At 69.6% G+C, this 21,611-nt stretch carries 20 protein-coding genes; 15 read left to right on the top strand and 5 right to left on the bottom strand.

Going from position 1 to position 21,611, the window contains the following annotated elements:
- The first annotated feature begins 27 nt into the window (after positions 1 to 27).
- From BFN01_RS12760 to BFN01_RS12780, 5 genes are all read left to right on the top strand, one after another.
- Positions 28 to 354, top strand: a complete 327-nt coding sequence (locus BFN01_RS12760; protein ID WP_071644723.1) for a DUF2469 family protein — start codon at positions 28 to 30, stop codon at positions 352 to 354.
- A 92-nt stretch (positions 355 to 446) separates the two neighbouring features.
- Positions 447 to 809 (top strand): YraN family protein, encoded by a 363-nt coding sequence (locus BFN01_RS12765; RefSeq protein WP_071644724.1) that lies wholly within the window; start codon positions 447 to 449, stop codon positions 807 to 809.
- Complete coding sequence (locus tag BFN01_RS12770) at positions 806 to 2,335, top strand: YifB family Mg chelatase-like AAA ATPase (protein WP_071644725.1); 1,530 nt, start codon at positions 806 to 808, stop codon at positions 2,333 to 2,335. The genes BFN01_RS12765 and BFN01_RS12770 overlap by 4 nt, the downstream gene beginning before the upstream one ends.
- The gene (gene dprA / locus BFN01_RS12775; protein WP_071644726.1) at positions 2,332 to 3,507 is read left to right on the top strand and encodes a DNA-processing protein DprA; all 1,176 of its coding nucleotides are present in this window, start codon (positions 2,332 to 2,334) and stop codon (positions 3,505 to 3,507) included. Before BFN01_RS12770 ends, dprA begins: the two co-directional genes overlap by 4 nt.
- A gap of 54 nt (positions 3,508 to 3,561) precedes the next feature.
- Positions 3,562 to 4,464, top strand: coding sequence for a tyrosine recombinase XerC (locus tag BFN01_RS12780; RefSeq protein ID WP_071644727.1), 903 nt, complete (start codon positions 3,562 to 3,564; stop codon positions 4,462 to 4,464).
- Between the two features lie 30 nt (positions 4,465 to 4,494).
- On the opposite strand, the gene BFN01_RS12785 is transcribed toward BFN01_RS12780, so the two are convergent.
- The gene (locus BFN01_RS12785; protein ID WP_083428809.1) at positions 4,495 to 4,986 is read right to left on the bottom strand and encodes a murein hydrolase activator EnvC; all 492 of its coding nucleotides are present in this window, start codon (positions 4,984 to 4,986) and stop codon (positions 4,495 to 4,497) included.
- Between the two features lie 295 nt (positions 4,987 to 5,281).
- On the opposite strand from BFN01_RS12785, the gene rpsB reads away from it, so the two are divergent.
- The 8 genes from rpsB to BFN01_RS12825 all read left to right on the top strand — a co-directional run bounded on the left by rpsB (position 5,282) and on the right by BFN01_RS12825 (position 11,277).
- Positions 5,282 to 6,181 carry a 30S ribosomal protein S2 gene (gene rpsB, locus BFN01_RS12790; RefSeq protein WP_071644729.1) on the top strand — a complete coding sequence of 300 codons (900 nt, stop codon included), beginning with the start codon at positions 5,282 to 5,284 and terminating at the stop codon, positions 6,179 to 6,181.
- Between the two features lie 42 nt (positions 6,182 to 6,223).
- Positions 6,224 to 7,051, top strand: a complete 828-nt coding sequence (gene tsf / locus BFN01_RS12795) for a translation elongation factor Ts (RefSeq protein WP_071644730.1) — start codon at positions 6,224 to 6,226, stop codon at positions 7,049 to 7,051.
- A gap of 90 nt (positions 7,052 to 7,141) precedes the next feature.
- The gene (gene pyrH, locus BFN01_RS12800; RefSeq protein WP_071644731.1) at positions 7,142 to 7,858 is read left to right on the top strand and encodes a UMP kinase; all 717 of its coding nucleotides are present in this window, start codon (positions 7,142 to 7,144) and stop codon (positions 7,856 to 7,858) included.
- A gap of 74 nt (positions 7,859 to 7,932) precedes the next feature.
- Positions 7,933 to 8,487, top strand: coding sequence for a ribosome recycling factor (gene frr, locus BFN01_RS12805; protein WP_071644732.1), 555 nt, complete (start codon positions 7,933 to 7,935; stop codon positions 8,485 to 8,487).
- Between the two features lie 4 nt (positions 8,488 to 8,491).
- Positions 8,492 to 9,655, top strand: a complete 1,164-nt coding sequence (locus BFN01_RS12810) for a phosphatidate cytidylyltransferase (protein WP_083428808.1) — start codon at positions 8,492 to 8,494, stop codon at positions 9,653 to 9,655.
- Positions 9,655 to 10,242: a DivIVA domain-containing protein gene (locus tag BFN01_RS12815; protein WP_071644733.1), complete on the top strand. Its 588-nt coding sequence runs from the start codon at positions 9,655 to 9,657 to the stop codon at positions 10,240 to 10,242. The genes BFN01_RS12810 and BFN01_RS12815 overlap by 1 nt, the downstream gene beginning before the upstream one ends.
- A gap of 114 nt (positions 10,243 to 10,356) precedes the next feature.
- Positions 10,357 to 10,980, top strand: a complete 624-nt coding sequence (locus BFN01_RS12820; RefSeq protein WP_256221158.1) for a transglycosylase SLT domain-containing protein — start codon at positions 10,357 to 10,359, stop codon at positions 10,978 to 10,980.
- A 9-nt stretch (positions 10,981 to 10,989) separates the two neighbouring features.
- Positions 10,990 to 11,277, top strand: coding sequence for a hypothetical protein (locus BFN01_RS12825; RefSeq protein ID WP_071644734.1), 288 nt, complete (start codon positions 10,990 to 10,992; stop codon positions 11,275 to 11,277).
- A gap of 16 nt (positions 11,278 to 11,293) precedes the next feature.
- Here BFN01_RS12825 and BFN01_RS12830 read toward each other — a convergent pair whose 3' ends face one another.
- Complete coding sequence (locus tag BFN01_RS12830; protein WP_071644735.1) at positions 11,294 to 12,373, bottom strand: AI-2E family transporter; 1,080 nt, start codon at positions 12,371 to 12,373, stop codon at positions 11,294 to 11,296.
- A 182-nt stretch (positions 12,374 to 12,555) separates the two neighbouring features.
- On the opposite strand from BFN01_RS12830, the gene BFN01_RS12835 reads away from it, so the two are divergent.
- Together BFN01_RS12835 and BFN01_RS12840 are read left to right on the top strand one after the other, a co-directional pair.
- Positions 12,556 to 14,439 carry a hypothetical protein gene (locus BFN01_RS12835; RefSeq protein ID WP_071644736.1) on the top strand — a complete coding sequence of 628 codons (1,884 nt, stop codon included), beginning with the start codon at positions 12,556 to 12,558 and terminating at the stop codon, positions 14,437 to 14,439.
- On the top strand, positions 14,436 to 15,380 hold the full coding sequence (locus BFN01_RS12840) for a tetratricopeptide repeat protein (protein ID WP_071644737.1): 945 nt from the start codon (positions 14,436 to 14,438) through the stop codon (positions 15,378 to 15,380). Before BFN01_RS12835 ends, BFN01_RS12840 begins: the two co-directional genes overlap by 4 nt.
- Before the next feature lie 57 nt (positions 15,381 to 15,437).
- On the opposite strand, the gene glgB is transcribed toward BFN01_RS12840, so the two are convergent.
- The 3 genes from glgB to glgX are packed head-to-tail and all read right to left on the bottom strand — an operon-like array spanning position 15,438 to position 21,584.
- Entirely contained in the window at positions 15,438 to 17,645 is a 2,208-nt protein-coding gene (glgB, locus tag BFN01_RS12845; protein WP_071644738.1) for a 1,4-alpha-glucan branching protein GlgB, read from the bottom strand.
- Positions 17,642 to 19,726, bottom strand: coding sequence for an alpha-1,4-glucan--maltose-1-phosphate maltosyltransferase (locus BFN01_RS12850; RefSeq protein ID WP_071644739.1), 2,085 nt, complete (start codon positions 19,724 to 19,726; stop codon positions 17,642 to 17,644). Before BFN01_RS12850 ends, glgB begins: the two co-directional genes overlap by 4 nt.
- Positions 19,727 to 19,757: 31 nt before the next feature.
- Complete coding sequence (gene glgX / locus BFN01_RS12855) at positions 19,758 to 21,584, bottom strand: glycogen debranching protein GlgX (RefSeq protein WP_256221159.1); 1,827 nt, start codon at positions 21,582 to 21,584, stop codon at positions 19,758 to 19,760.
- Between the last annotated feature and the right edge of the window lie 27 nt (positions 21,585 to 21,611).

A 21,611-nucleotide genomic window follows, 5' to 3' on the forward strand; every position in this document is an offset into this window, starting at 1 on the left:
GCCCTGTCCTCATAGGATGGAGACATCATGGATGAGGATGCCTTCGACGACTACGACCGCGAGCTCGAGCTCGCGCTGTTCCGCGAGTACCGCGACGTCGTCGGCCAGTTCCAGTACGTCGTCGAGACCGAGCGCAGGTTCTACCTCGCGAACGAGGTGAACGTCGTCCGTCGTGACACCGAGCACGACTTCTACTTCGAGATCTCGATGACCGATGTGTGGGTGTGGGACATCTACCGCGCCGATCGCTTCGTCAAGGCCGTCCGCGTGCTGACCTTCAAGGACGTGAACGTCGAAGAGCTGCAGCGGCGCGAATTCGAGCTGCCCGAAGAGCTGTCGCTCGACGGCAAGTGATGATCATCCCCAGTTCGGGGATGTCGGCGGGTTCTCCACAATCACTGTGAAACCCGGCCGCCGAGGTCGGCGTCGCGACGCAGGCTGTCGTCATGGCAGCGAAAGACGACTTCGGGCGAGCGGGCGAACAGCGCGCTGCAGAGCATCTGAGCGCGTCCGGCTACGAGATCCTGGAGCGCAACTGGCGGTGCGCGCAGGGCGAGATAGACATCGTCGCGACGCGCGGCGACCTGCTCTGCATGACCGAGGTGAAGACGCGCCGATCCGAGCGCTTCGGGCACCCGTTCGAGGCGATCGACGAGCGCAAGCATCAGCGGCTCTGGCGCCTGGCGTTCGCGTGGGCTGAAGCCCACCCCGAGCTGTCCAGGGGCAGACGCATCAGGGTCGAGATCATCGGTCTCACCGGGACGGACGTCCGTGACGCACGACTCGAGCATCTCGAGGACCTGCGATGAGCACGGCGCGCACCTGGGCTGTCGCGCTGACCGGGGTGGACGGGCACATGGTCGAGGTCGAGGCGGATCTCAGCAACCAGACCCCGGGGTTCCAGATCATCGGCCTGCCCGACAAGGCGCTCGGTGAGGCCGCACAGCGCGTGCGCAACGCCTGCGTGAACGCAGGGCTCGACTTCCCGCGTCGGCGACTCACCGTGAATCTGTCACCCGCGAACCTGCCGAAGGCGGGCAGCGGCTTCGACCTGAGCGTCGCTGTGGCGACGCTGGCGACCGGGGGAGCGCTGCGTCGCGAATCCGTGCGCTCGACCGTGCACATCGGCGAGCTGGGCCTCGACGGCAGGCTGCGCCCGGTGCCCGGCGTGCTGCCCGCCGTCTACGCCGCGGCGCGCGCGGGATTCACACGCGTGATCGTGCCCCACGCCAACGCCACCGAGGCTCGTCTCGTGCCCGGCGTCGAGGTGCACGCCGCGGTGTCGCTCGCGGAGGTCGCGGTGGCGCACGGCGCCGATCTCGAGGTGGATGACACGGAGCCCGTCGTGCTCCCGGCCCGCGTGGACGCGGCAGATGACACCGTGGATCTCGCGGATGTGATCGGCCAGGACGAAGCGGTGGACGCGCTGATCACCGCCGCGGCCGGCGGACATCACATGATGCTCAGCGGTCCTCCCGGTGCCGGCAAGACCATGCTGGCTCGGCGCCTACCCGGCATCCTTCCGCCGCTGACCGAGACCGAGGCGCTCGAGGTGGCGGCGATCCGGTCGCTGACGGGGGATGCCGTCACCCGCCTCGACGCCCTGCCCCCGTTCGAGGCCCCGCACCACACGGCGTCGGCTGCCGCGCTGGTCGGTGGCGGCTCTCGCGCCCCGCGGCCGGGAGCGATCGTGCGCGCGCATCGCGGCGTGCTGTTCCTCGATGAGACTCCGGAATTCCAGCGAGCCGCCCTGGACGCCCTGCGCCAGCCGCTCGAGTCGGGGCGCATCGAGATCGTCCGTGCCGGATTCGCCGCCAGCTTTCCCGCGCAGTTCCAGCTGGTGCTCGCCATGAACCCCTGCCCGTGCGGCAACTACGGGGTGCGAGGCGCGGAGTGCGCGTGTCCGCCGGCCGCCATCCGCCGCTACGCAGGGCGACTGTCGGGCCCGCTTCGCGATCGCGTCGACATCGACCTGCAGGTCGCGCGCGTGTCTGCATCACGGGCGACGTCCGGCGAGCGGTCGACCATGTCCACCTCCGAGGCGCGCGAGCGCGTCGCCCGCGCACGCGCTGCCGCAGCGGAGCGATGGCGTGCCAGCCCCTGGCGCGTCAACGGCGAGGTGCCGGGGGAGCGGCTGCGACAGGGTGCGCTGCGCCTCCCGCCGGCGGTGCGCGCACCGCTGGACCGCGCACTCGAGCGAGGTGCGGTCACGCTGCGGGCGTATGACCGGGTGCTGCGCATCGCGTGGACCCTGAGCGATCTGGCAGGTCTGTCATCACCCGGAGCCGATCAGCTCGGGCACGCTCTGTTCCTCAAGAAAGGACTTCTGGCATGATCGCGACAGGACTCGAACTGATCGACGACCCGGAGCTGCGTTCGAGCGCTCGCCTGCTGCGTGCCGATGCGGACCCCGCCGAGGTGGCAGCGCGGGTCGCGTGGTCCGTGCTCGTCGAACCCGGAGATGGTGTGGCCGGTGCGTTGCTGCAGGCTCTGGGTGCGGTGCAGGCGCTGCGCACCGCGTTAGGGGAGTCGGGTCTCGTCCCTCCCGGAGTGACAGCGCCCCGGCCTCTGGCGGAGGCGCTGGCGAGGTGGCGGCCTCGCGCGAGCACCCGCGCGGTGCGGGATGCCATGCTCGCCGCGCACAGTGTGGGAGCGCGCCTGCTGCTTCCCGGCGACGAGCTCTGGCCGGACGGACTCGACGACCTCGAGGTCCACCAGCCCGTGCTGCTGTGGGCGCGGGGCGATGTCGATGTGCTGCGCGCAGAGACGGCCGCGGCGATCGTCGGCGCGAGGGCCGCCACGGGGTACGGCGAGAGCACCGCCGCCGAGCTGGCGGGCGACCTCGCGACCGGGGGCACCCTGATCGTGTCGGGAGGCGCCTACGGGATCGACGGCGCCGCGCACCGCGCAGCGCTCGGCGTCGGCGGCGCGACGGCTGCGTTCCTCGCGGGCGGTGTCGACCGGGCGTATCCGATCGGACATCAGCAGCTCTTCGATCGGATCAGGCAGTCCGGCGTGGTGCTCAGCGAGGTGCCCTGCGGATCGGCGCCGACGAAGTGGCGCTTCCTCGCCCGCAACCGGCTCATCGCGGCCGCGACCATGGCGACCGTCGTCGTGGAGGCGGGCTGGCGCAGCGGCACGCTGAACACCGCCGGGCACGCGGCGTCGCTGGCACGCCCGATCGGTGCGGTCCCCGGGCCGATCACCTCCCCGGCATCGGCCGGATGCCATCGGCTGCTGCGGGAGTACGACGCGGTGTGCGTCACGAGCGCTCAGGAGGTCAGAGAGCTGTGGGGGGAGCAGGATGTCACGGCCCGTCCCTCCACCGCCCCGGATCACGACCGCACCAGGCTGTTCGACGCGATGAGCGCCCGCAGCCCCCGCGACCCGGCGGACATCGCGCGCCGCAGCGGACTCTCCGTCGAACGCGTGCGCTCGCTCCTCGGCGTGCTGGCCCTCGAGGGTGCGGTCGCACAGCGGGAGGACGGGTGGGTGCGCAGCGACTGACCGCATCACGGCGCGGCAGTCGGCGATGCCGCCGAGGAGCGGCATGCTGGAGCGGTGCGGTATGCGGACGCGGTGACATCCTTCACGTCGTACCTCGAGCGGGTGCGACGGCTGTCACCGGCGACCGTGCGCGCCTACCGCTCCGACCTCGCCGACCTCGGCGCCGTCGTCGCCGACGTGGACCTGCGCGAGATCGACCTCGAGCTGCTGCGCGAGTGGCTGTGGCGAGCCACCCGACGCGGCGACGCGAGGTCGACGCTCGCTCGACGCGCGGCGGCCGCACGCTCGTTCTTCGGGTGGGCGCACGAGAGCGAACTCATCCCGGTCGATCCCAGCCTGCGCCTCGTGACGCCGAAGCGCACCAAGACGCTGCCGGTCGTCGCATCCCAGGACGGCATGCGCGACCTGCTCGACCAGCTTCGTGCGGCCGCGGCCGCCGGTGATCCCCTCGCGCTGCGCGACCATGCGATCCTCGAGGCGCTGTACGGCAGCGGCATGCGCGTGTCCGAGCTGTGCGGCGTCGACGTCGACGACGTGGACATGGATCGTCGCACCGTGCGGGTGCTGGGCAAGGGCGCCAAGGAGCGGGTGGTTCCGTACGGCGCGCCCGCCGCCGACGCCATCGGCGCCTACCTGAGCCGAGGGCGCCCGGCGCTGATGGTGCGCGCCGCGCAGTCGACGCCGGCGCTGTTCCTCGGTGCGCGCGGAGCGCGCATCGGCGCCCGCACCGTCTACGCCCTCGTGGCCCGGGTTCTGAGCCCGATCGTCGGCGCCGAGCACGTCGGCCCGCATGCCCTCCGGCACTCCGCAGCCACGCACCTGCTCGACGGCGGGGCCGATCTGCGCGCGGTGCAGGAGATCCTCGGTCACGCGAGCCTCGGCACGACGCAGATCTACACGCACGTGTCGGCTGAGCGTCTGCTCGCCGGATACCGCCTCGCGCATCCGCGCGCGTGACACCCGGCGGATGACCCGGTGCGCGCCCCCTCACCCTTCGCAGCAGGGAAGCAGGACAGCCCTCGGCACTTCGCCGAACAGGGGCAGGGGATTGACGTAGCGCCCGTCGAGCCGGACGCCGACATGCAGCGCGCCGCGCGCGGTATGACCACCTGCCGCCACCGTGCCGATCAGATCCCCGGCCGCCACCGCATCGCCGGGGGACAAGGCCGACGACACCGGCTCCCACGTGCTCACCCGACCCCCGCCATGGTCGATCGTGATCAGCGGCCTGTCGACCACCGTTCCGCGGAACGCCACGACGCCGGGAGCGGGAGCGATGACGTCAGGGCTCGCGCCGACCGCGACGTCCATGCCGCGATGACCTGACCCGTACTCGTGCGCCGGGGCGCGGAAGGGAGCGACGATCGAGCGGGCGCCGCGCACCGGCCATTCCCACGTTCCGTCGGCTTCGGAGGGACTCGCGCTGCCGCCGAGGGACAGGGCGAGCGAGAGGACGAGGGCGGCCGATCTGGAGCGCATCGACTCACCCTCGCCCATGCCGCGTCGCCGCGTGCGCGGGATGGCGACGGCCGGGGATAAGCCGCCGATTCACGCTCCTGTGCAGGACGTTCGCGGTGGCCCGATCCTGTACACTGGGGGAGCACCTCGAAATCGAGGTGACTACGCGTGCCCACAGCGACTCAGGTCGTGGCATCCACTCCCACAGGTCCCGCTCTTCGAGCGGGCGGGTGTGCGCCGGGTACCAGGACTGCCGGTCGAATCGATCGGCGTATCAACCTCAACGACGCGAGAGCGTCAGAACAAGGAGACGACCATGGCTGTGGTCACCATCCGCCAGCTGCTCGACAGCGGCGTGCACTTCGGACACCAGACCCGCCGGTGGAACCCGAAGGTGAAGCGCTTCATCCTGACCGAGCGCTCGGGCATCCACATCATCGACCTGCAGCAGTCGCTGTCGTACATCGACCAGGCCTACGACTTCGTCAAGGAGACCGTCGCGCGCGGCGGCACCATCCTCTTCGTCGGCACCAAGAAGCAGGCGCAGGAGATCCTCGCCGAGCAGGCCGACCGCGTCGGCCAGCCCTACGTCAACCAGCGCTGGCTGGGTGGCCTCCTCACCAACTTCTCCACCATCGCGAAGCGTCTCGCTCGCATGAAGGAGCTCGAGGAGCTCGACTACGACAACCCCGCGGCTTCCGGCTTCACGAAGAAGGAGCTCCTTCTCAAGAAGCGCGAGCTCGACAAGCTGCACAAGTCGCTCGGCGGCATCCGCAACCTGTCGAAGACCCCGTCGGCTCTGTGGGTCGTCGACGCCAAGCGCGAGCACCTCGCCATCGACGAGGCCAAGAAGCTCGGCATCCCCGTGATCGGCATCCTCGACACGAACGCCGACCCGGACGACTTCCAGTACCCGATCCCCGGCAACGACGACGCGATCCGCTCGGTCTCGCTGCTGACCCGCATCATCGCCGACGCCGCGGCCGAGGGCCTGCAGCAGAAGCACAACCCCGACGCCGGTGACGCCGAGCCGCTCGCCGAGTGGGAGCGCGAGCTGCTCGAGGGCGGCGAGGCTCCGGCCGCCGCTGACGCTCCGGCCGCCGACGAGGCACCCGCGGCCGAGGCCACCGAAGCTGCAGCCACCGAGGCACCCGCCGATGAGGCTCCGGCCGCCGACGCGACGGCTGAGCCCGCCGCCGAGGCAGACGCCAAGTAAGTCACCCCACACGTTCAGATACGAAGCAAGGAGCCACCACACATGGCCAACTTCACCATCGCCGACATCAAGGCGCTGCGCGAGCAGCTCGGCACCGGAATGGTCGACACCAAGAAGGCGCTCGAGGAGGCTGACGGAGACGTCGAGAAGGCCACCGAGATCCTTCGCCTCAAGGGTGCGAAGGGCAACGCGAAGCGCGCCGACCGCTCCACCAGCGAGGGCCTCGTCGTCGCTCGTGAGACCGACGGTGCCGTCACGCTGATCGAGCTCGCCTGCGAGACCGACTTCGTCGCGAAGAACGAGCGCTTCATCACGCTCGCCGAGAAGGTCGCCGACGCCGTCGCGGCCGTCTCCGCGGACTCGATCGAGGCGGCCCTCGCAGCCCCGGCCGGCGACCAGACGGTCGAGCAGCTGATCTCGGACGAGGCAGCCATCATCGGCGAGAAGGTCGAACTGCGTCGCGTGCGCACCATCACCGGCGACGCCGTGTCGGTGTACCTGCACCGCACCAGCAAGGACCTGCCGCCGCAGATCGGTGTCGTCGTCGCGTACAGCGGCTCGGACGCCGAGACCGCGCGCAGCATCGCCCAGCACATCTCGTTCGCGAACCCGTCGTACCTCACCCGTGAGGACGTCCCGGCCGCCGAGGTCGAGAAGGAGCGCGAGATCGTCACCGAGATCTCCCGCAACGAGGGCAAGCCCGAGGCTGCTCTGCCGAAGATCGTCGAGGGTCGCGTCACCGCTTACTTCAAGCAGGTCGCGCTTCTCGAGCAGGACTACGCGAAGGACAACAAGCTGTCCGTGGCCCAGGTCGCGAAGGATGCCGGTATCACCGTCACCGACTTCGCCCGCTTCAAGGTCGGCGCGTAACAACCTCCAGGGGGTTCGGATCTGCGATCCGAACCCCCTTCTTCATGCCCAGAAGGCACTATCTTGAATCGGGACGAGAGGAACCCACCCATGACCGAAGGCACCGGACGCCGGCGCGTCCTCCTGAAGCTCTCCGGCGAAGCGTTCGGCGCAGGCCAGCTGGGCGTCAACCCCGACGTCGTCGGACAGATCGCGCGTGAGATCGCCGCGGCCGTCGACCGCGTCGAGATCGCGATCGTCGTGGGCGGTGGCAACTTCTTCCGCGGGGCCGAGCTCAGCCAGCGCGGGATGGACCGCGGCCGAGCCGACTACATGGGCATGCTCGGCACGGTCATGAACGCCCTCGCCCTGCAGGACTTCCTCGAGCAGGCCGGCGCCGCGACCCGGGTGCAGTCCGCCATCTCGATGACCCAGGTCGCCGAGCCGTACATCCCGCGTCGCGCCGAGCGTCACATGGAGAAGGGGCGCGTCGTCATCTTCGGTGCCGGTGCGGGCCTGCCGTACTTCTCCACCGACACGGTCGCCGCGCAGCGCGCCCTCGAGATCGGAGCGGACGAGGTGCTGGTGGCGAAGAACGGCGTCGACGCCATCTACACGGCCGACCCCAACAAGGACGCCAGCGCCGAGCGCATCGACCGCGTGACCTACCGCGACGCTCTGCAGCGCGGCCTCAAGGTGGTCGACTCCACCGCGTTCAGCCTGTGCATGGACAACAACATGGACATGCGCGTGTTCGGTATGGAGCCGACGGGCAATGTCACGAAGGCGCTGCTCGGCGAGCCCATCGGAACGCTCGTCACGCCCTGACCGCCTCGTCGCTCAGGGTTCTGCGGCACATCGCCGGATAGAATCGTTCGAAAACCACGACCTAAGGAGCACCCGTGATCGCGGACGTCCTCGCAGATACCACCGCACGCATGACCCGCGCGGTCGACGCCGCCAAGGAGGACTTCGCCACCGTCCGCACCGGGCGCGCGAACCCCCAGCTCTTCCAGAAGCTGATGGTCGACTACTACGGCTCCCCGACGCCGATCGCGCAGCTCGCCTCGATGGCCAACCCCGAGGCGCGCACGCTGATCGTCACCCCGTACGACAAGAGCGCGCTGCGGGCGATCGAGCAGGCCATCCGCGACATGCCGAACCTCGGCGCGAACCCGACCAACGACGGCAACATCGTGCGCGTGACGATGCCCGAGCTGACCGAAGAGCGTCGCAAGGAGTACGTCAAGCTCGTGCGCTCGAAGGGCGAGGACGCCAAGGTGCAGGTGCGCGGGATCCGACGCAAGGCGAAGGATCAGCTCGACGCGCTCAAGAACGACGTGGGCGAAGACGAGATCGCTCGCGGCGAGAAGGAGCTCGACGCGCTGACCCGTCAGTACGTCGACGCGATCGACGACGCGCTCAAGCGCAAAGAGGCAGAGCTGCTCGAGGTCTGACGGCATGGCAGGCGACAGCGATTCCGGCGAACAGCCGCTGACGCGAAGAGAAGCCCGACAGGGCGATGCTCCCGCTGAGGGCGATGAGTCATCGCGCCGCGCTCTCGGCGATTCGGGTGTCGGCGCATCGGACTCGACGCGCCCGCTCGCGGGTGCGTCGTTCCCGGTCTTCGACACCGCCCGCATCCCCCCGCGCCCGCCGATGCCCGCCGAGGACGGCGCGGACTCGCACGCGCTGCGTGAGCAGTGGCGCGCCAGGCGCGGCGAGTTCGAGTCGCACGTGACGCAGGCTCGCGAGCAGTTCGATCAGGCCAACGAGCGGATCAAACAGCGCACCGGCCGCGATCTCATCGTGGCCATCCTCATCGGCGTCGCGTTCGGTGCGGTTCTGATCGCCTCCCTGCTCTTCATCAAGTGGCTGTTCCTGCCGATCGCGATCGCGGCCGGTCTGCTCGGCACCTACGAGCTCACCCGGGCACTTCGCGCGGGCGGTCGCCGTGTGGACATCGCCCCCCAGCTGATCGCGGGTGCGGCGGTGCTGCTCACCGGGCCGTTCGCGGCGCTGTGGCTGAGCTGGGTCGTGCTCATCGCCGCCGTCGCCTTCGTCAGCGTGTGGCGGATGATCGGCCAGATGATCGCCGGCGACGGTCGCACCTACGGTGCGGTGCTCGCCGATGTCGTCGTCGGGGCGTTCGTGCAGGTGTACGTGCCGTTCCTGACCTCGGTCGCGCTCATGCTGCTGAGCCGTGAGAACGGCGAATGGTGGGTGCTCGGCTTCATCGCCGTCGCCGTCGCCGCCGACACATGCGCGTACGCGGCCGGACTCGCGTTCGGCAAGCACCCCATGGCGCCGCGGATCAGCCCCAAGAAGACCTGGGAGGGCTTCGGCGGTGCCGTCGTCGGGTCGCTCGCGGTGGGCGTGCTCCTGGCGATCTTCCTGCTCGAGCTGCCCTGGTGGTGCGGCCTGATCTTCGGCGCGGCGATCCTCATCTGCGCCACGCTCGGCGATCTCGGCGAGTCGATGCTCAAGCGCGACCTCGGCATCAAGGACATGAGCTCCTGGCTTCCCGGCCACGGCGGGCTGCTCGACCGCCTCGACAGCATCCTGCCCTCGACTGTTCCCGCGCTCGCGCTGTATCACCTCCTTACTCCTCTGATCGGATCCTGATGACTGATCCCGACCTCGAGACGCTCACACGGCCGCACGACGAGACGCCGCCGGCGTTCGCCCTGGCACAGGGCCGCCAGCGCGGGTACCACCGTGCTGCGGTCGACAGCTTCCTCGACTCCGCCCGAGCGGCGTTCGAGGAATCGCGTGCAGATTTCGGCGCGGACGACGTGCGCGCGGCATCCTTCCCGCTGGTCAGGGGCGGGTACGTCATCGCCGAGGTCGACGCCGCGCTCTCGCGGGTGGAGGATGCGTTCGCCCAGCGCGCCCGCGAACGGGCGATCGCCCGCGTCGGAGTGGACGCCTGGGTGGCTCAGGCGCGGGAGGACGCTCAGCAGGTGCTCGATCACCTGAGTCGGCCGCGGAAGAAGAGGTTCGCGCGCACCAGCATCCTGACGTTCGGCTACCAGGTGGACGAGGTCGACCACGTCGGCGACCGCATCGCCGCGTTCCTGCGGGACGGCGAGCCGCTCGATGTCGATCAGGTGCGCGGCGCCGCCTTCCGCATGCAGCGCGGCGGGTATCGCGAGGAGCAGGTGGATGCCCTGCTCGACGCCACGGTGGAAGTCATTCTCTCGGTGCGCTGAGGCGTTCTCGGTGAGTTCTCATGGATGAGGTGTGCAGGTGTGCGTAGACTGATGGCCATCGTGACCCCCGATAACGAATTGATCTCGAACGAGACGCGCCGGCCCGCCTCTCGCTTGAAGAAGAAGACTCAGACCCATCGCCCCGTCAGCGCCGTGCTGGCCGGGCTCGCCGTCGTCGGCATCTCCGCCGCCATGATGGCGCCGAGCGGTGTGGCCGTCGCCGACCCCGAGCCGACCGACGGACCCGTGACCGCCTTCTCGCTCGCCGCCGCCGACACGCAGAGCATCACGGTCTCCGTCGAGGGCGCGGACATCGCGCCCGTGGCCCGCAATGGTTTCGAGGTCTACGTCAAGCCGAAACCCAAGCCGAAACCCAAGCCGAAACCAGCGCCCGCACCGGTGGCGAAGACCGCATCGGCTCAGAAGAGCAGTGCACCCGCGCAGCCGCGGTACACGGGTGGCGGCTCCAAGGAGCAGTGGATGGCTGCGGCCGGAATCGCGAGCGGCGACTGGGCGTACGTCGACTACATCGTCTCCAAGGAGAGCGGCTGGAATCCGAACGCGACCAACCAGTCGTCCGGCGCGTGCGGGCTCGTGCAGGCGCTGCCCTGCAGCAAGGTGCCCGGCAACGGATACGACCCGGTCGACAACCTCCGCTGGGGCAACGGCTACGCCGTCGGCCGCTACGGCAGCTGGGCCGGAGCGTACGACTTCTGGACGCGCAACCACTGGTGGTGATCGGGCGTCATGCCACGATCCCGTCGACGCCGGCCTGAGCGTCCCGCGTCCGGCGATTCCTTCGATCGGCTTCTGGCGGGGTGGAAGCGCACCGAGACGAAACGGGGCCGGGAGTGGACCGTGCAGCCGATCTCGGCGACGCAGGCGCTCAAGGACTACCGGTGCCCGGGCTGCACGAGCATCATCGCGCCCGGTACCGCCCACGTCGTCGTCTGGCGTGCGGACGGAGTGATGGGCGAGAGCGCCGACCTCGCCGCCCGCCGGCACTGGCATTCGCACTGCTGGCGGGTCGCCTGAGAGCGGCCGCCCCGGCTCAGCGTTCGTTCATCCGAGGGATCAGCACCTGGCGGTAGATGATCAGCACGCTCGCCGCGACCGGGATCGCGATCAGCGCACCGAGGAGCCCGAGCAGGGCGCCGCCGGACAGCGCCGCGATGACGACCACCGCTCCGGGCACCGAGACCGCTCGGCTCATGATGCGCGGGGCGATGAAGTACGCCTCGACCTGCATGTAGATGAGGTAGTAGATCGCCGCGGCCAGCGCCGTCCCCGGCGAGCCGACCCCGGGCAGCAGACAGGCCAGCACGATGATCGTCGACCCGGTCAGGGTTCCGACCAGGGGGATGAGCGAGAAGAAGAAGGCGACGACGGCGAGCACCGCGGTGAACGGCGCGTCGATGATCGACAGGTACACCATGCTCAGCAATCCGTTGATCACACCGAGCGTGACCTGGCCCATCACGTAGTGGCCGACCGAATCGGTGATCTGGTCGGCGATGTCGATGAAGCGCTCGCGCCGCGATGCCGGCACCAGCTGGTACACGGCCCGCTTGAGGGAAGGCGTCGAGGCCGTCATGTAGATCGTGAGGATCAGCACGATGAAGGCGCCGAACGCCCCGGCCAGCACCGCACCGCCGACGACCCACACACCCTCGCCGATCGTCGTGCTCCACTCGGTCACGCTCTTGGTCCACTGATCGGAGGTGATCCAGCTGTCGATGTAGTCGAAGACGAGGTTGACCTCGAGATTGGGGAAGGCGTCGGTGAGCCAGGCCTTGATGTCGCTCACGGTCTGCTCGCCGTTGACGAACAGCGGCGTGGTGCGCGCCACCAGCTGCGTGATCTGATCGGTGAAGACGGGCAGCACGATCAGGATGACGGCGGCGAACACGCTCAGCACGGCGAGGATGGTCAAGAGCACAGCGGCCCATCGCGGCAGTCCGCGGCGCTCGAGGAAGGTGACGAGCGGGTCGAGTCCGAGACTCAGGAACAGAGCCGTGCCGATGTAGAGGATGACGGTCGACAGCGTCTGCACGCCGGTGAGCAGCAGAAGGCCCAGACCCACGCCGAGTGTCGCCACCAGCGCGGTGCGAAAGGGACTGTGGATCTTCATGGCTCTCCCGGTCGATCTGCGAAGATCCTAGTTGCTGCACGGTGCGGCGGCGGCGCGACGGGCCGAAGCGCATCCGGCGCAGCGCAGACGGTGGGCTTCGTGGGCAATGCCCAGGTGGTTTCGCTAGTCTGAAACGTCGAGCGGACCGGCGGCGGATGCCCGGTCACGTAAGGAGTTGATTCGTGCGTTTCGTATGGGCCGTCGTGGCCTTCGTGCTGGCCACGGTTCTCATCGGAGCCGGAATTGCTCAGCGCACCATCTTCATGGGCCCCACAGAGCAGACGATGGAGCTGTCAGCCGACGAGGCGCAGCCCTATGTGCTCGTCGACGCCGAGGTGCTCAATGCGCACCCGGGACTGCAGACGCTGCTCGTGCGCGGTGAGGGCCAGATCTTCGTCGCCTACGCCCGTACCGGCGATGCCGAGGCGTGGCTGTCCGACACGAGCTACACGAAGGTCACGCTCGGCAAGGGCGATGAGCCGGTCAGCGAGACCGTCGACGCGCAGCAGGCACCGGCCGGCGGCGGGGAGACGTCGGGGCGGAACCCGGCAGGATCCGATCTCTGGCTGGACTCGTTCGTCGAAGACGACTATCTCGTGACCGAGATGCAGCTGACCCCTGGACACAGCGTGCTCATCGCGCGCGACGGCGTCGAGCCCGCGCCCGAGGACATCGCCGTGAGCTGGGCTCTGGACACGCGCACACCGCTCGCGGGTCCGCTGATGACCGCGGGGGGAGTGCTGCTGCTCGCCGGCCTCGTACTCTACATCCTGGCCATCCGCCACCAGCGTCGCGGACGCGGTCCGCTGCGCAAGGGCCCAGGGCCGCTGCCGGAGACGCAGCCCATCGAGATGCAGAGCGGCCCGCGCAGAGAACCCATCGAGGCCGGTGACGGCACCGCCGCCGATCCCGACGGCGCGGCGACCGGTCGAACGGACCCACCCGCCCCGACCTCCGAAGGCGAGGAACAGTCAACCGGGCGTGCGCCGCGCACCGCGCTGCGCCGTCGTCTGGCTCTGGGGCTGCCGGCTCTGACGCTGACCGCAGTGCTCGCGACGGGCTGCTCAGCGGAGTCCTGGCCAGAGTTCGGCGCGCAGACGCCCACGCCGACCCCCACGCCGACGGTGGTGACCCCCGAAGACCAGAAGCCGCCGGTCGTGACGAAGAAGCAGGGCCAGCGCATCGTGTCCGAGATCACCGAAGTCGTGCAGCAGGCAGACGCGGAGCTCGACATCGCGCGCGCGGAGACCCGCCTCGCCGGCGCCGTGCTCGAAGGCCGGCGCACCGAGTACGCCCTCCGCGCGAAGATCGCCGAGCGCACGGAGCCGCTGACGGCACCGCGTGACAAGGTCAAGATCGTGCTGCCTGAGGCGACGGACAGCTGGCCGCGCGCCGTGCTGGCCCTGACCGTCTCCGAGAAGGACGACACCGCAGCGCCCGTGCTGCTGACGATGACGCAGGACGACCCGTGGTCGAACTACCGCATCACCGAGATGGCCGACATGCCGGCGGCTGCCGAGTTCCCCGACGTCGCCCCGGCGTGGCTCGGCACCACGCGGATCCCGGCCGAGTCGCCGTTCCTCGCGCTCGCACCGGAGCAGCTGGCCGAGGCGTTCTCCGACTTCGTCGACAGCGGCGACAAGAGCGAGTTCGCCGGTCGCTTCGACGCCACGGCCGAGAAGCTGGCCCAGAGCATCCGCGACAGCCGCACGGCCATCCTCACCGGGCTCAAGGAGAAGAAGGCCGACACCACGTCGTCGGTCGCGTTCGACATGACCGCACCGGAGGAGACGCCGCTCTCCCTCGCCACTCTGGGCAGCGGTGCGGTCGTGGCCGTGCGGGTCGACGACACCGAGACGATCACCCCGACCTCATCCGATGCGGTGATCCGCATCGGCGAGAATCAGGAGGCGAGTGTGCTGACGGGAGTGAAGGAGTCCGCGAAGGGCTTCACGACGACCTACGGCATCCAGCTCTTCTTCTCGGTGCCCGCGCAGGGCTCCAAGGAGCAGATCCGTCTCCTCGCGTACCATCAGGACCTCCTCAGCGTGAAGGTGAACAAGTGACCGAGATCTCCGCTGCCGCGCTCCGCGGCGCAGTCGACCTGTCCTCTCTGCGCAGCCGTCCGGCCGCCGACCAGGCACCGGCGGGCGCACCAGCCCCGGCTTCGCCGGGTGACGGCCGGCCGGATGTCGTCGTCGATGTGACGGACCAGTCGTTCGGCGAGATCCTCGAGCTGTCCCGCTCGGTTCCCGTCGTCGTCGATCTCTGGGCGGAGTGGTGCGGGCCGTGCAAGCAGCTGAGCCCGATCATCGAGAAGGTGGCGCGCGAGCAGCGCGGACGCGTCGTGCTCGCGAAGGTCGATGTCGACGCGAACCCGCAGATCGCTCAGGCCTTCCGGGCGCAGTCCATCCCGATGGTCGTCGCACTGATCGGCGGACAGCCCGTGCCGATGTTCACCGGAGCGGTCCCCGAGGAGCAGGTGCGCGAGGTCTTCGCACGCCTGCTCGAGGTGGCCGCGCAGAACGGCGTCACCGGGTCGGTCCCGTTCGGCGACGAGGCACCCGCGGCGGAGGACGATGAGCCGGCGCCGCTGCCGCCTCTGCACGCGGAGGCGTTCGAGGCCATCGAAGCGGGCGACTACGCGCGCGCCATCGGCGCGTACGAGAAGGCCCTGGCGGAGAACCCGCGTGACGAGGATGCGAAGGCGGGTCTCGGCCAGGTGCGCCTGCTGCACCGTGTGCAGGGCCTCGACCTGCAGCAGGTCCGCGCAGCCGCGGCTGCCGCGCCGACGGATGTCGACGCGCAGTTCCAGGTCGCCGACCTCGACCTCGCCGGCGGGCATGTCGATGACGCGTTCGACCGACTGCTTGACCTGTTCACCGCCGTCGACGCCGACAGCCGCACGCGCATCCGCGAGCGGCTGGTCGAGCTGTTCGAGCTGATCGGCCCCGCCGACCCGCGCGTGACATCCGCGCGCACCAGGCTCACCTCGCTGCTGTTCTGACCGCACGCCGTGCCCGAACGACCGCGCCCGGCCCCTCAGGGGCCGGGCGCTCGTCGTTCACCAGCGGCTCGGTGTCGGCAGGTGCGGGTCGGGCTGATACCGGAACCACAGGGTCGACAGCGCCGGAAGCGTGACGGTGGCGATCGCCGGAGCGTCGTCGTCCTCCCGGTGCGCGCTGATCATGCCGAGGTTGCCCGCGTCGCCTCCGCCGAAGGCAGCGGCATCCGTGTTCAGGATCTCCTGCCACGATCCCTCGACCGGCAGCGCGAGGCGGTATCCGGTGCGGGTCACGCCCGCGAAGTTCGAGATGACCACCAGACGGCCGCCGTGGGCATCCCGGCGTTCGAACGCGATCACGCTGGGATCCCAGCTGGGCGCCCCCAGTCGCGAGAACGACGAGCTGTCGTTGTCGCGCTCCCAGAGCGGCGCCTGCGCGCGGTACACGGCGTTCAGTGAGCCCACCAGCTGCTGCAGCTGAGCGTGCGACGGCTGATCGAGCAGCCACCAGTCCAGCTCCCGGTCGACCGACCACTCGCCGATCTGACCGAACTCCTGGCCCATGAACAGCAGCTTCTTGCCGGGGTGCCCCCACATGAAGCCGAGATACGCGCGCAGGTTCGCGAGCCTCTGCGCGTGGTCACCCGGCATGCGCGAGACGAGGCTGCCCTTGCCGTGCACGACCTCGTCGTGGCTGATCGGCAGCATGTAGTTCTCGCCGAAGCCGTAGACGAACGAGAACGTCATCTCGCCCTCGTGGTGCGATCGGTGCAGTGGATCGCGCTTCATGTACTCCAGCGAGTCGTTCATCCAGCCCATATTCCACTTGAACCCGAAGCCGAGTCCGGCGTGGTCGGTGGGGGCGGTCACGCCGGGGAAGGCGGTGGACTCCTCGGCGATCATCACGATGCCCTTGTGCGTGCGGTAGGCGGTGGCGTTCACCTCCTGCAGGAAGTGGATCGCCTCGAGGTTCTCGCGCCCGCCGTGGATGTTCGGCTCCCACTCGCCGGCCCGGCGTGAGTAGTCGAGGTACAGCATCGACGCGACGGCGTCGACGCGCAGGCCGTCGATGTGGAACTCGCTGAGCCAGAACAGGGCGTTCGCCACGAGGAAGTTGCGCACCTCGCTGCGGCCGTAGTCGAAGACCAGGGTGCCCCAGTCCTGGTGCTCGCCACGTCGCGGATCGGCATGCTCGTACAGTGCGGTGCCGTCGAAGCGCGCCAGCGCGAACGCGTCCTTCGGGAAGTGGCCCGGCACCCAGTCCATGATCACGCCGATACCGGCCTGGTGCAGCCGGTCGACCAGATACCTCAGGTCGTCGGGTGTGCCGAATCGGCTCGTCGCGGCGTAGTAGCCGCTCACCTGATATCCCCACGATCCGCCGAACGGGTGCTCGGCGAGGGGCATGAACTCGACGTGCGTGAAGCCGGTGGCCAGCACGTGCTCGATGAGCGGGTCGGCCGCATCGCGGTAGGTCAGACCCGCACGCCACGAACCGAGGTGCACCTCGTACACCGACATCGGCTGGGCGACGGCGTGGCCGGCGGCCCGCCGGGTGAGCCAGGCGTCGTCGTTCCAGCGGTAGGCGCTCAGCGTGACGACGGAGGCGGTGGCCGGCGGCAGCTCAGCCTCCTGCGCCATCGGGTCGGCCTTCAGCCGCCAGTGCCCGTCGGCGCCGAGGATCTCGTACTTGTAGCGCGCGCCCACCGCGACGCCGGGGACGAACAGCTCCCACACGCCGCTGCCACCCATCGAGCGCATGCTGTGGCCTTCGCCGTTCCAGCCGTTGAAGTCGCCGACCACGCGCATCGACCTGGCGTTCGGAGCCCACACCGCGAAGTCGACCCCCTGCTCCCCGTCCAGAGCGCGCGGGTGCGATCCGAGTACCTCCCAGAGTCGCTCGTGGCGCCCCTCCGCGATGAGGTGGATGTCGAGCTCCCCGACCGCACTGAGGTGTCGGTACGGGTCGCCGACGATGTCCTCGTGACCGCCCTCGTAGGTCGTCGCGATGCGGTACGGCACCGGCGGCCCGCTGTGGCTGCCCTCCCAGATCCCGTGCGCGACATGCGCCAGGTCCAGCCGCGACCCGTCGTCGAAGACCGCCTGAACGGCCTCGGCGAACGGCCGACGTGCACGGATCGCCGTGGTGGTGCGCCCCACGGAGTCGGTGCGCGGATGCGCCCCCAGCACAGCGTGCGGATCGTGATGGGTGGATTGCGCCACCGCGATCCACTCCGCCGATGCAGAGACGTCTTCGAGATAGCTCATGATCGCTCCTTCACCTTCAGGATGTGCACCGGCTCGGCGAACGCGTCGAGTCGCACGTAGTTGTGATCGCGCCAGGTCCAGACCGCTCCGGTGAGCAGATCCTCGACCTCGAACTCGTCACCGGGTTCGACACCCCAGACCGTGGTGTCCAGGTGCACCGTCGTCTCGCGCACCGAGTGGGGGTCGACGTTCGCCACCACGATGATGGTGTCGGCCCGGCCGGTGCCGGTGAATGCGGCATCCAGATGCTTGGAGTACACCAGCACGGCGTCGTCGTCGCTCCAGTGCGCGGCGAAGTTGCGGAGCTGACCCAGCGCCGGATGCTCGCGCCGGATCTCGTTCAGGCGTCGCAGCAGCGGCGCGAGGGATTCGCCGCGCTGCTCGGCACCCTCCCAGTCCCGGAACTTGTACTCGTACTTCTCGTTGTCGATGTTCTCCTCGGAGCCGGGCCTGGCCACGTTCTCGATCAGCTCGTAACCCGCGTACACACCCCAGATCGGCGCCGCGGTGGCGGCGATGCAGGCGCGGATGCGGTAGGCGGCCCGTCCGCCGTACTGCAGGTACTCGGTGAGGATGTCGTGCGTGTTCACGAACAGGTTCGGGCGCATGTAGTCGCTCGTCTCGTGCGACACCGAGGTGAGGAACTCCTCGAGCTCGGCCTTTGTGTTGCGCCAGGTGAAGTACGAGTAGCTCTGCTGGAAGCCCACCGCGGCGAGCGCGCGCATCACCGCGGGGCGGGTGAACGCCTCGGCCAGGAAGATGACGTCGGGATCCTGGGCGTTGACCTCGGCGATCAGCCACTCCCAGAACTGCAGCGGCTTCGTGTGCGGGTTGTCGACCCGGAAGATCTTCACTCCGAGCCGCACCCAGTGCATGACCACGCGCAGCATCTCGGCGTAGCTGCCCGCCGGGTCGTTGTCGAAGTTGATCGGGTAGATGTCCTGATACTTCTTCGGCGGGTTCTCGGCGTACGCGATGGTTCCGTCGGGGAGGGTGGTGAACCATTCCGGATGCTCGGTCACCCAGGGGTGATCGGGAGACGCCTGCAGCGCGAGATCCAGGGCCACCTCGAGGCCCTCCTTCGCGGCGGCGCGGATGAAGGCGCGCAGGTCCTTCTCGGTGCCGAGCTCGGGGTGGATCGCGTCGTGTCCGCCGTCGGGGGAGCCGATCGCGTACGGCGAGCCCGGATCGCCGGGTTCGGTGGTGAGGGTGTTGTTGCGACCCTTGCGGTTGGTCGTGCCGATCGGATGGATCGGCACGAGGTAGACGACGTCGAAGCCCATGCCGGCGACGCCAGGCAGACGCCTGGCTGCGGTGCGGAACGTTCCGCTCTTCACCGTGCCGTCCTTGCGACGCACCGCGCCCTCGGAGCGGGGGAAGAACTCGTACCAGGCGCCGACGCCCGCCCGGTGACGCTCCACGCGCAGCGGCAGCCAGTCGATCACCGATCCGAGCGAGGCGAGCGGGCGAGCGGTGAACGCTTCGGCCAGCGCCGCGTCGACGGCCACGGCGCGCAGCGACACGGCATCCGCCGTCTTCTGCGCCTTCCGCAGGGTCGTCGCGGCGGCCTTCAGGATGCGGATCTCTGCGGCGGGCCGGTCGGCCTGCCGGGCGGCCGCCGCGAGCAGCTGCACACCCAGAGCGCACATCACCGGCACGTCGACGCCGGCCACCGCTTTCACGTCGGCGGCGTGCGCCCAGGTGCCGAAGTCGTCTGAGAACGCCTCGAAGCGGTAGCGCCAGTCGCCTGGCAGGTCGAGCGCGACGGTCGTGCGCCAGCGATCGGTGCCGTCCTCGAGCGGGCTGAGCCGGTGCAGCGTCTCGCGCCCATCCGGAGAGGCCAGGCGCAGATGCACGCCGATGAGATCATGCCCCTCGCGGAAGGCCACGACGTCGAAGGGCACGGCCTCTCCGACGAAGGCCTTCGCGGGGTATCCCTGCGGCACATGCGGCGTCGGCGAGAACACCGGGATCCGCCCGGCTCTGAGGCCGGCGAGGTGTGTCGTCTCGGCGGCAGGGCGCAGAGGGATCTGGGCGGGGCTTCTCAGACCCGCAGAGTCACGTGCTGTCGGTGCTGCCACACCTCGAATGTACCGTGCCGGCTGGTGCGCGTCACTCGACCCGGAAGAGCTGCATCGAGGTGCCCGCGATCGGCAGCACCTCGCCCGGTGCGTATCGCCGCTGTTCTGCACGCGGTGCCTCGTCGGCGCTCGACCACAGCGACGTGAAGACGGTGGCGCCGTCGAGCCCCTCGGGCAGCCGGACGTCGATCGGAGCCTCGGTGCCGTGCACGATCAGCAGGATGCGGTTGCTCTCGCCGTCGCGCGGATCGCTCGTCGCGACGTACTGCAGGGTGCGGTGACGGGGGTCGTTCCACTGCTCGGCGGCCATCGTCTCGCCGTTCTGATCGAACCACTCCATCTCCGAGGCCTCGGGGACGTGCTCGCCGAGCACGGCGTATCGCGCAGGTCGCAGCGCGCGGTTCTCCGCTCGCAGACGCGTGAGCAGCGTGACATGCGCGAGCAGATCCCGCTGCCACGGCTCGTGCGACCAGTTCAGCCAGGTGAGGGGGGAGTCGTGACAGTAGGCGTTGTTGTTGCCCTTCTGGGTGCGGCCGAACTCGTCGCCGGCGGTGATCATCGGGATGCCGGCGGAGAGCAGCAGGGTGCCCATCAGGTTGCGCATGGCCCTGCGTCGCGTGGTGAGGATCCCGGGGCTGTCGGTCTCGCCCTCGACCCCGTGGTTGAACGACCGGTTCACGTCGGCGCCGTCGCGGTTGTGCTCGCCGTTGGCCTCGTTGTGCTTGACGTCGTAGCTGACGAGGTCGTGCAGCGTGAAGCCGTCGTGCGCGGTGATGAAGTTGACGCTGGCCAGGGGGCCGCGCTCGGGCGAGTAGGTGTTGGCGGAGCCGGCGAGGCGGTTGGCGAATCCGCCGACGCCGACCGGTGCAGACGCGCGCCGGGCGTAGTCGATGTCGCTCAGCCAGAAGTTGCGGGCACGGTCGCGGTAGCGATCGTTCCACTCGCTCCAGCCGGCGGGGAAGTTGCCCGTCTGCCAGCCTCCCAGTCCGACATCCCACGGCTCGGCGATGATCTTCACGTCCGCCAGCGCCGGATCCTCGGCGATGGCGCGCAGCAGCGGATGCTCGGGGTCGTACTCGTGGCCGCCGTCGCGGGCGAGGGATGTCGCGAGATCGAACCGGAAGCCGTCGATCTGCATCTCGGTGGCCCAGTACCGCAGCGAGTCGAGCACGAGCCGCGCCGGGGCGTCGGCCGACGTGTCGAGCGTGTTCCCGCAGCCGGTGGTGTCGACGTACGCACCGTCTTCGAGCTGGCGGTAGTAGAGCGCGTTGTCGATGCCGCGGAAGCTGGAGCGAGGCCCGCCGAGGCCCTCCTCGCTGGTGTGGTTGTACACGACGTCGAGGATCACCTCGAGACCGGCCTGGTGCAGCAGCTTGACCATGCCCTTGAACTCGGCGAGCACGGCCCCGGGCCCGCCGCGGCGGGCGGCCTCGGTCGCGTAGGCGGCGTGCGGGGTGAAGAAGTTGAGGGTGTTGTATCCCCAGTAGTTGGTCAGGCCGCGCTCGAGCAGTCGCGGTTCGGGAACGAACGCGTGCACCGGCAGCAGCTCGACGCTCGTGACGCCCAGCTGCGTCAGGTAGTCGGTCATCGCCGGATGCGCGAGGCCGGCGTACGTGCCGTGCAGCGCGGCGGGCACGCCGGGGTGGCGCTTGGTGAGGCCCTTGATGTGGCCCTCGTAGATGACGGTCTCGTCCATCGGCACGGCGGGCTTGCGCACGTCTCCCCAGTCGAAGCCGTCGGCGATGACCACCGAGCGCCACTCCTGATAGCCGCCGCCCTGCGCGAGTCCGCGCGAGTACGGGTCGAGCAGCAGGGTCTCGGAGTTGAACACGTTGCCAGGGCCGAGCGGGCCGTCCACGCGCAGGGCTGTCTCTTATACACATCT

The organism is Microbacterium sp. AR7-10 (assembly GCF_001878835.1).
Classification (GTDB): Bacteria; Actinomycetota; Actinomycetes; order Actinomycetales; family Microbacteriaceae; genus Microbacterium; species Microbacterium commune.

Coding starts and splice junctions, on each gene's coding strand:
- BFN01_RS12760 (WP_071644723.1), top strand. CDS start 28: ATGGATGAGGATGCCTTCGACGACTACGACCGCGAGCTCGAGCTCGCG.
- BFN01_RS12765 (WP_071644724.1), top strand. CDS start 447: ATGGCAGCGAAAGACGACTTCGGGCGAGCGGGCGAACAGCGCGCTGCA.
- BFN01_RS12770 (WP_071644725.1), top strand. CDS start 806: ATGAGCACGGCGCGCACCTGGGCTGTCGCGCTGACCGGGGTGGACGGG.
- dprA (WP_071644726.1), top strand. CDS start 2,332: ATGATCGCGACAGGACTCGAACTGATCGACGACCCGGAGCTGCGTTCG.
- BFN01_RS12785 (WP_083428809.1), bottom strand. CDS start 4,986: ATGCGCTCCAGATCGGCCGCCCTCGTCCTCTCGCTCGCCCTGTCCCTC.
- rpsB (WP_071644729.1), top strand. CDS start 5,282: ATGGCTGTGGTCACCATCCGCCAGCTGCTCGACAGCGGCGTGCACTTC.
- tsf (WP_071644730.1), top strand. CDS start 6,224: ATGGCCAACTTCACCATCGCCGACATCAAGGCGCTGCGCGAGCAGCTC.
- pyrH (WP_071644731.1), top strand. CDS start 7,142: ATGACCGAAGGCACCGGACGCCGGCGCGTCCTCCTGAAGCTCTCCGGC.
- BFN01_RS12810 (WP_083428808.1), top strand. CDS start 8,492: ATGGCAGGCGACAGCGATTCCGGCGAACAGCCGCTGACGCGAAGAGAA.
- BFN01_RS12815 (WP_071644733.1), top strand. CDS start 9,655: ATGACTGATCCCGACCTCGAGACGCTCACACGGCCGCACGACGAGACG.
- BFN01_RS12825 (WP_071644734.1), top strand. CDS start 10,990: ATGCCACGATCCCGTCGACGCCGGCCTGAGCGTCCCGCGTCCGGCGAT.
- BFN01_RS12830 (WP_071644735.1), bottom strand. CDS start 12,373: ATGAAGATCCACAGTCCCTTTCGCACCGCGCTGGTGGCGACACTCGGC.
- glgB (WP_071644738.1), bottom strand. CDS start 17,645: ATGAGCTATCTCGAAGACGTCTCTGCATCGGCGGAGTGGATCGCGGTG.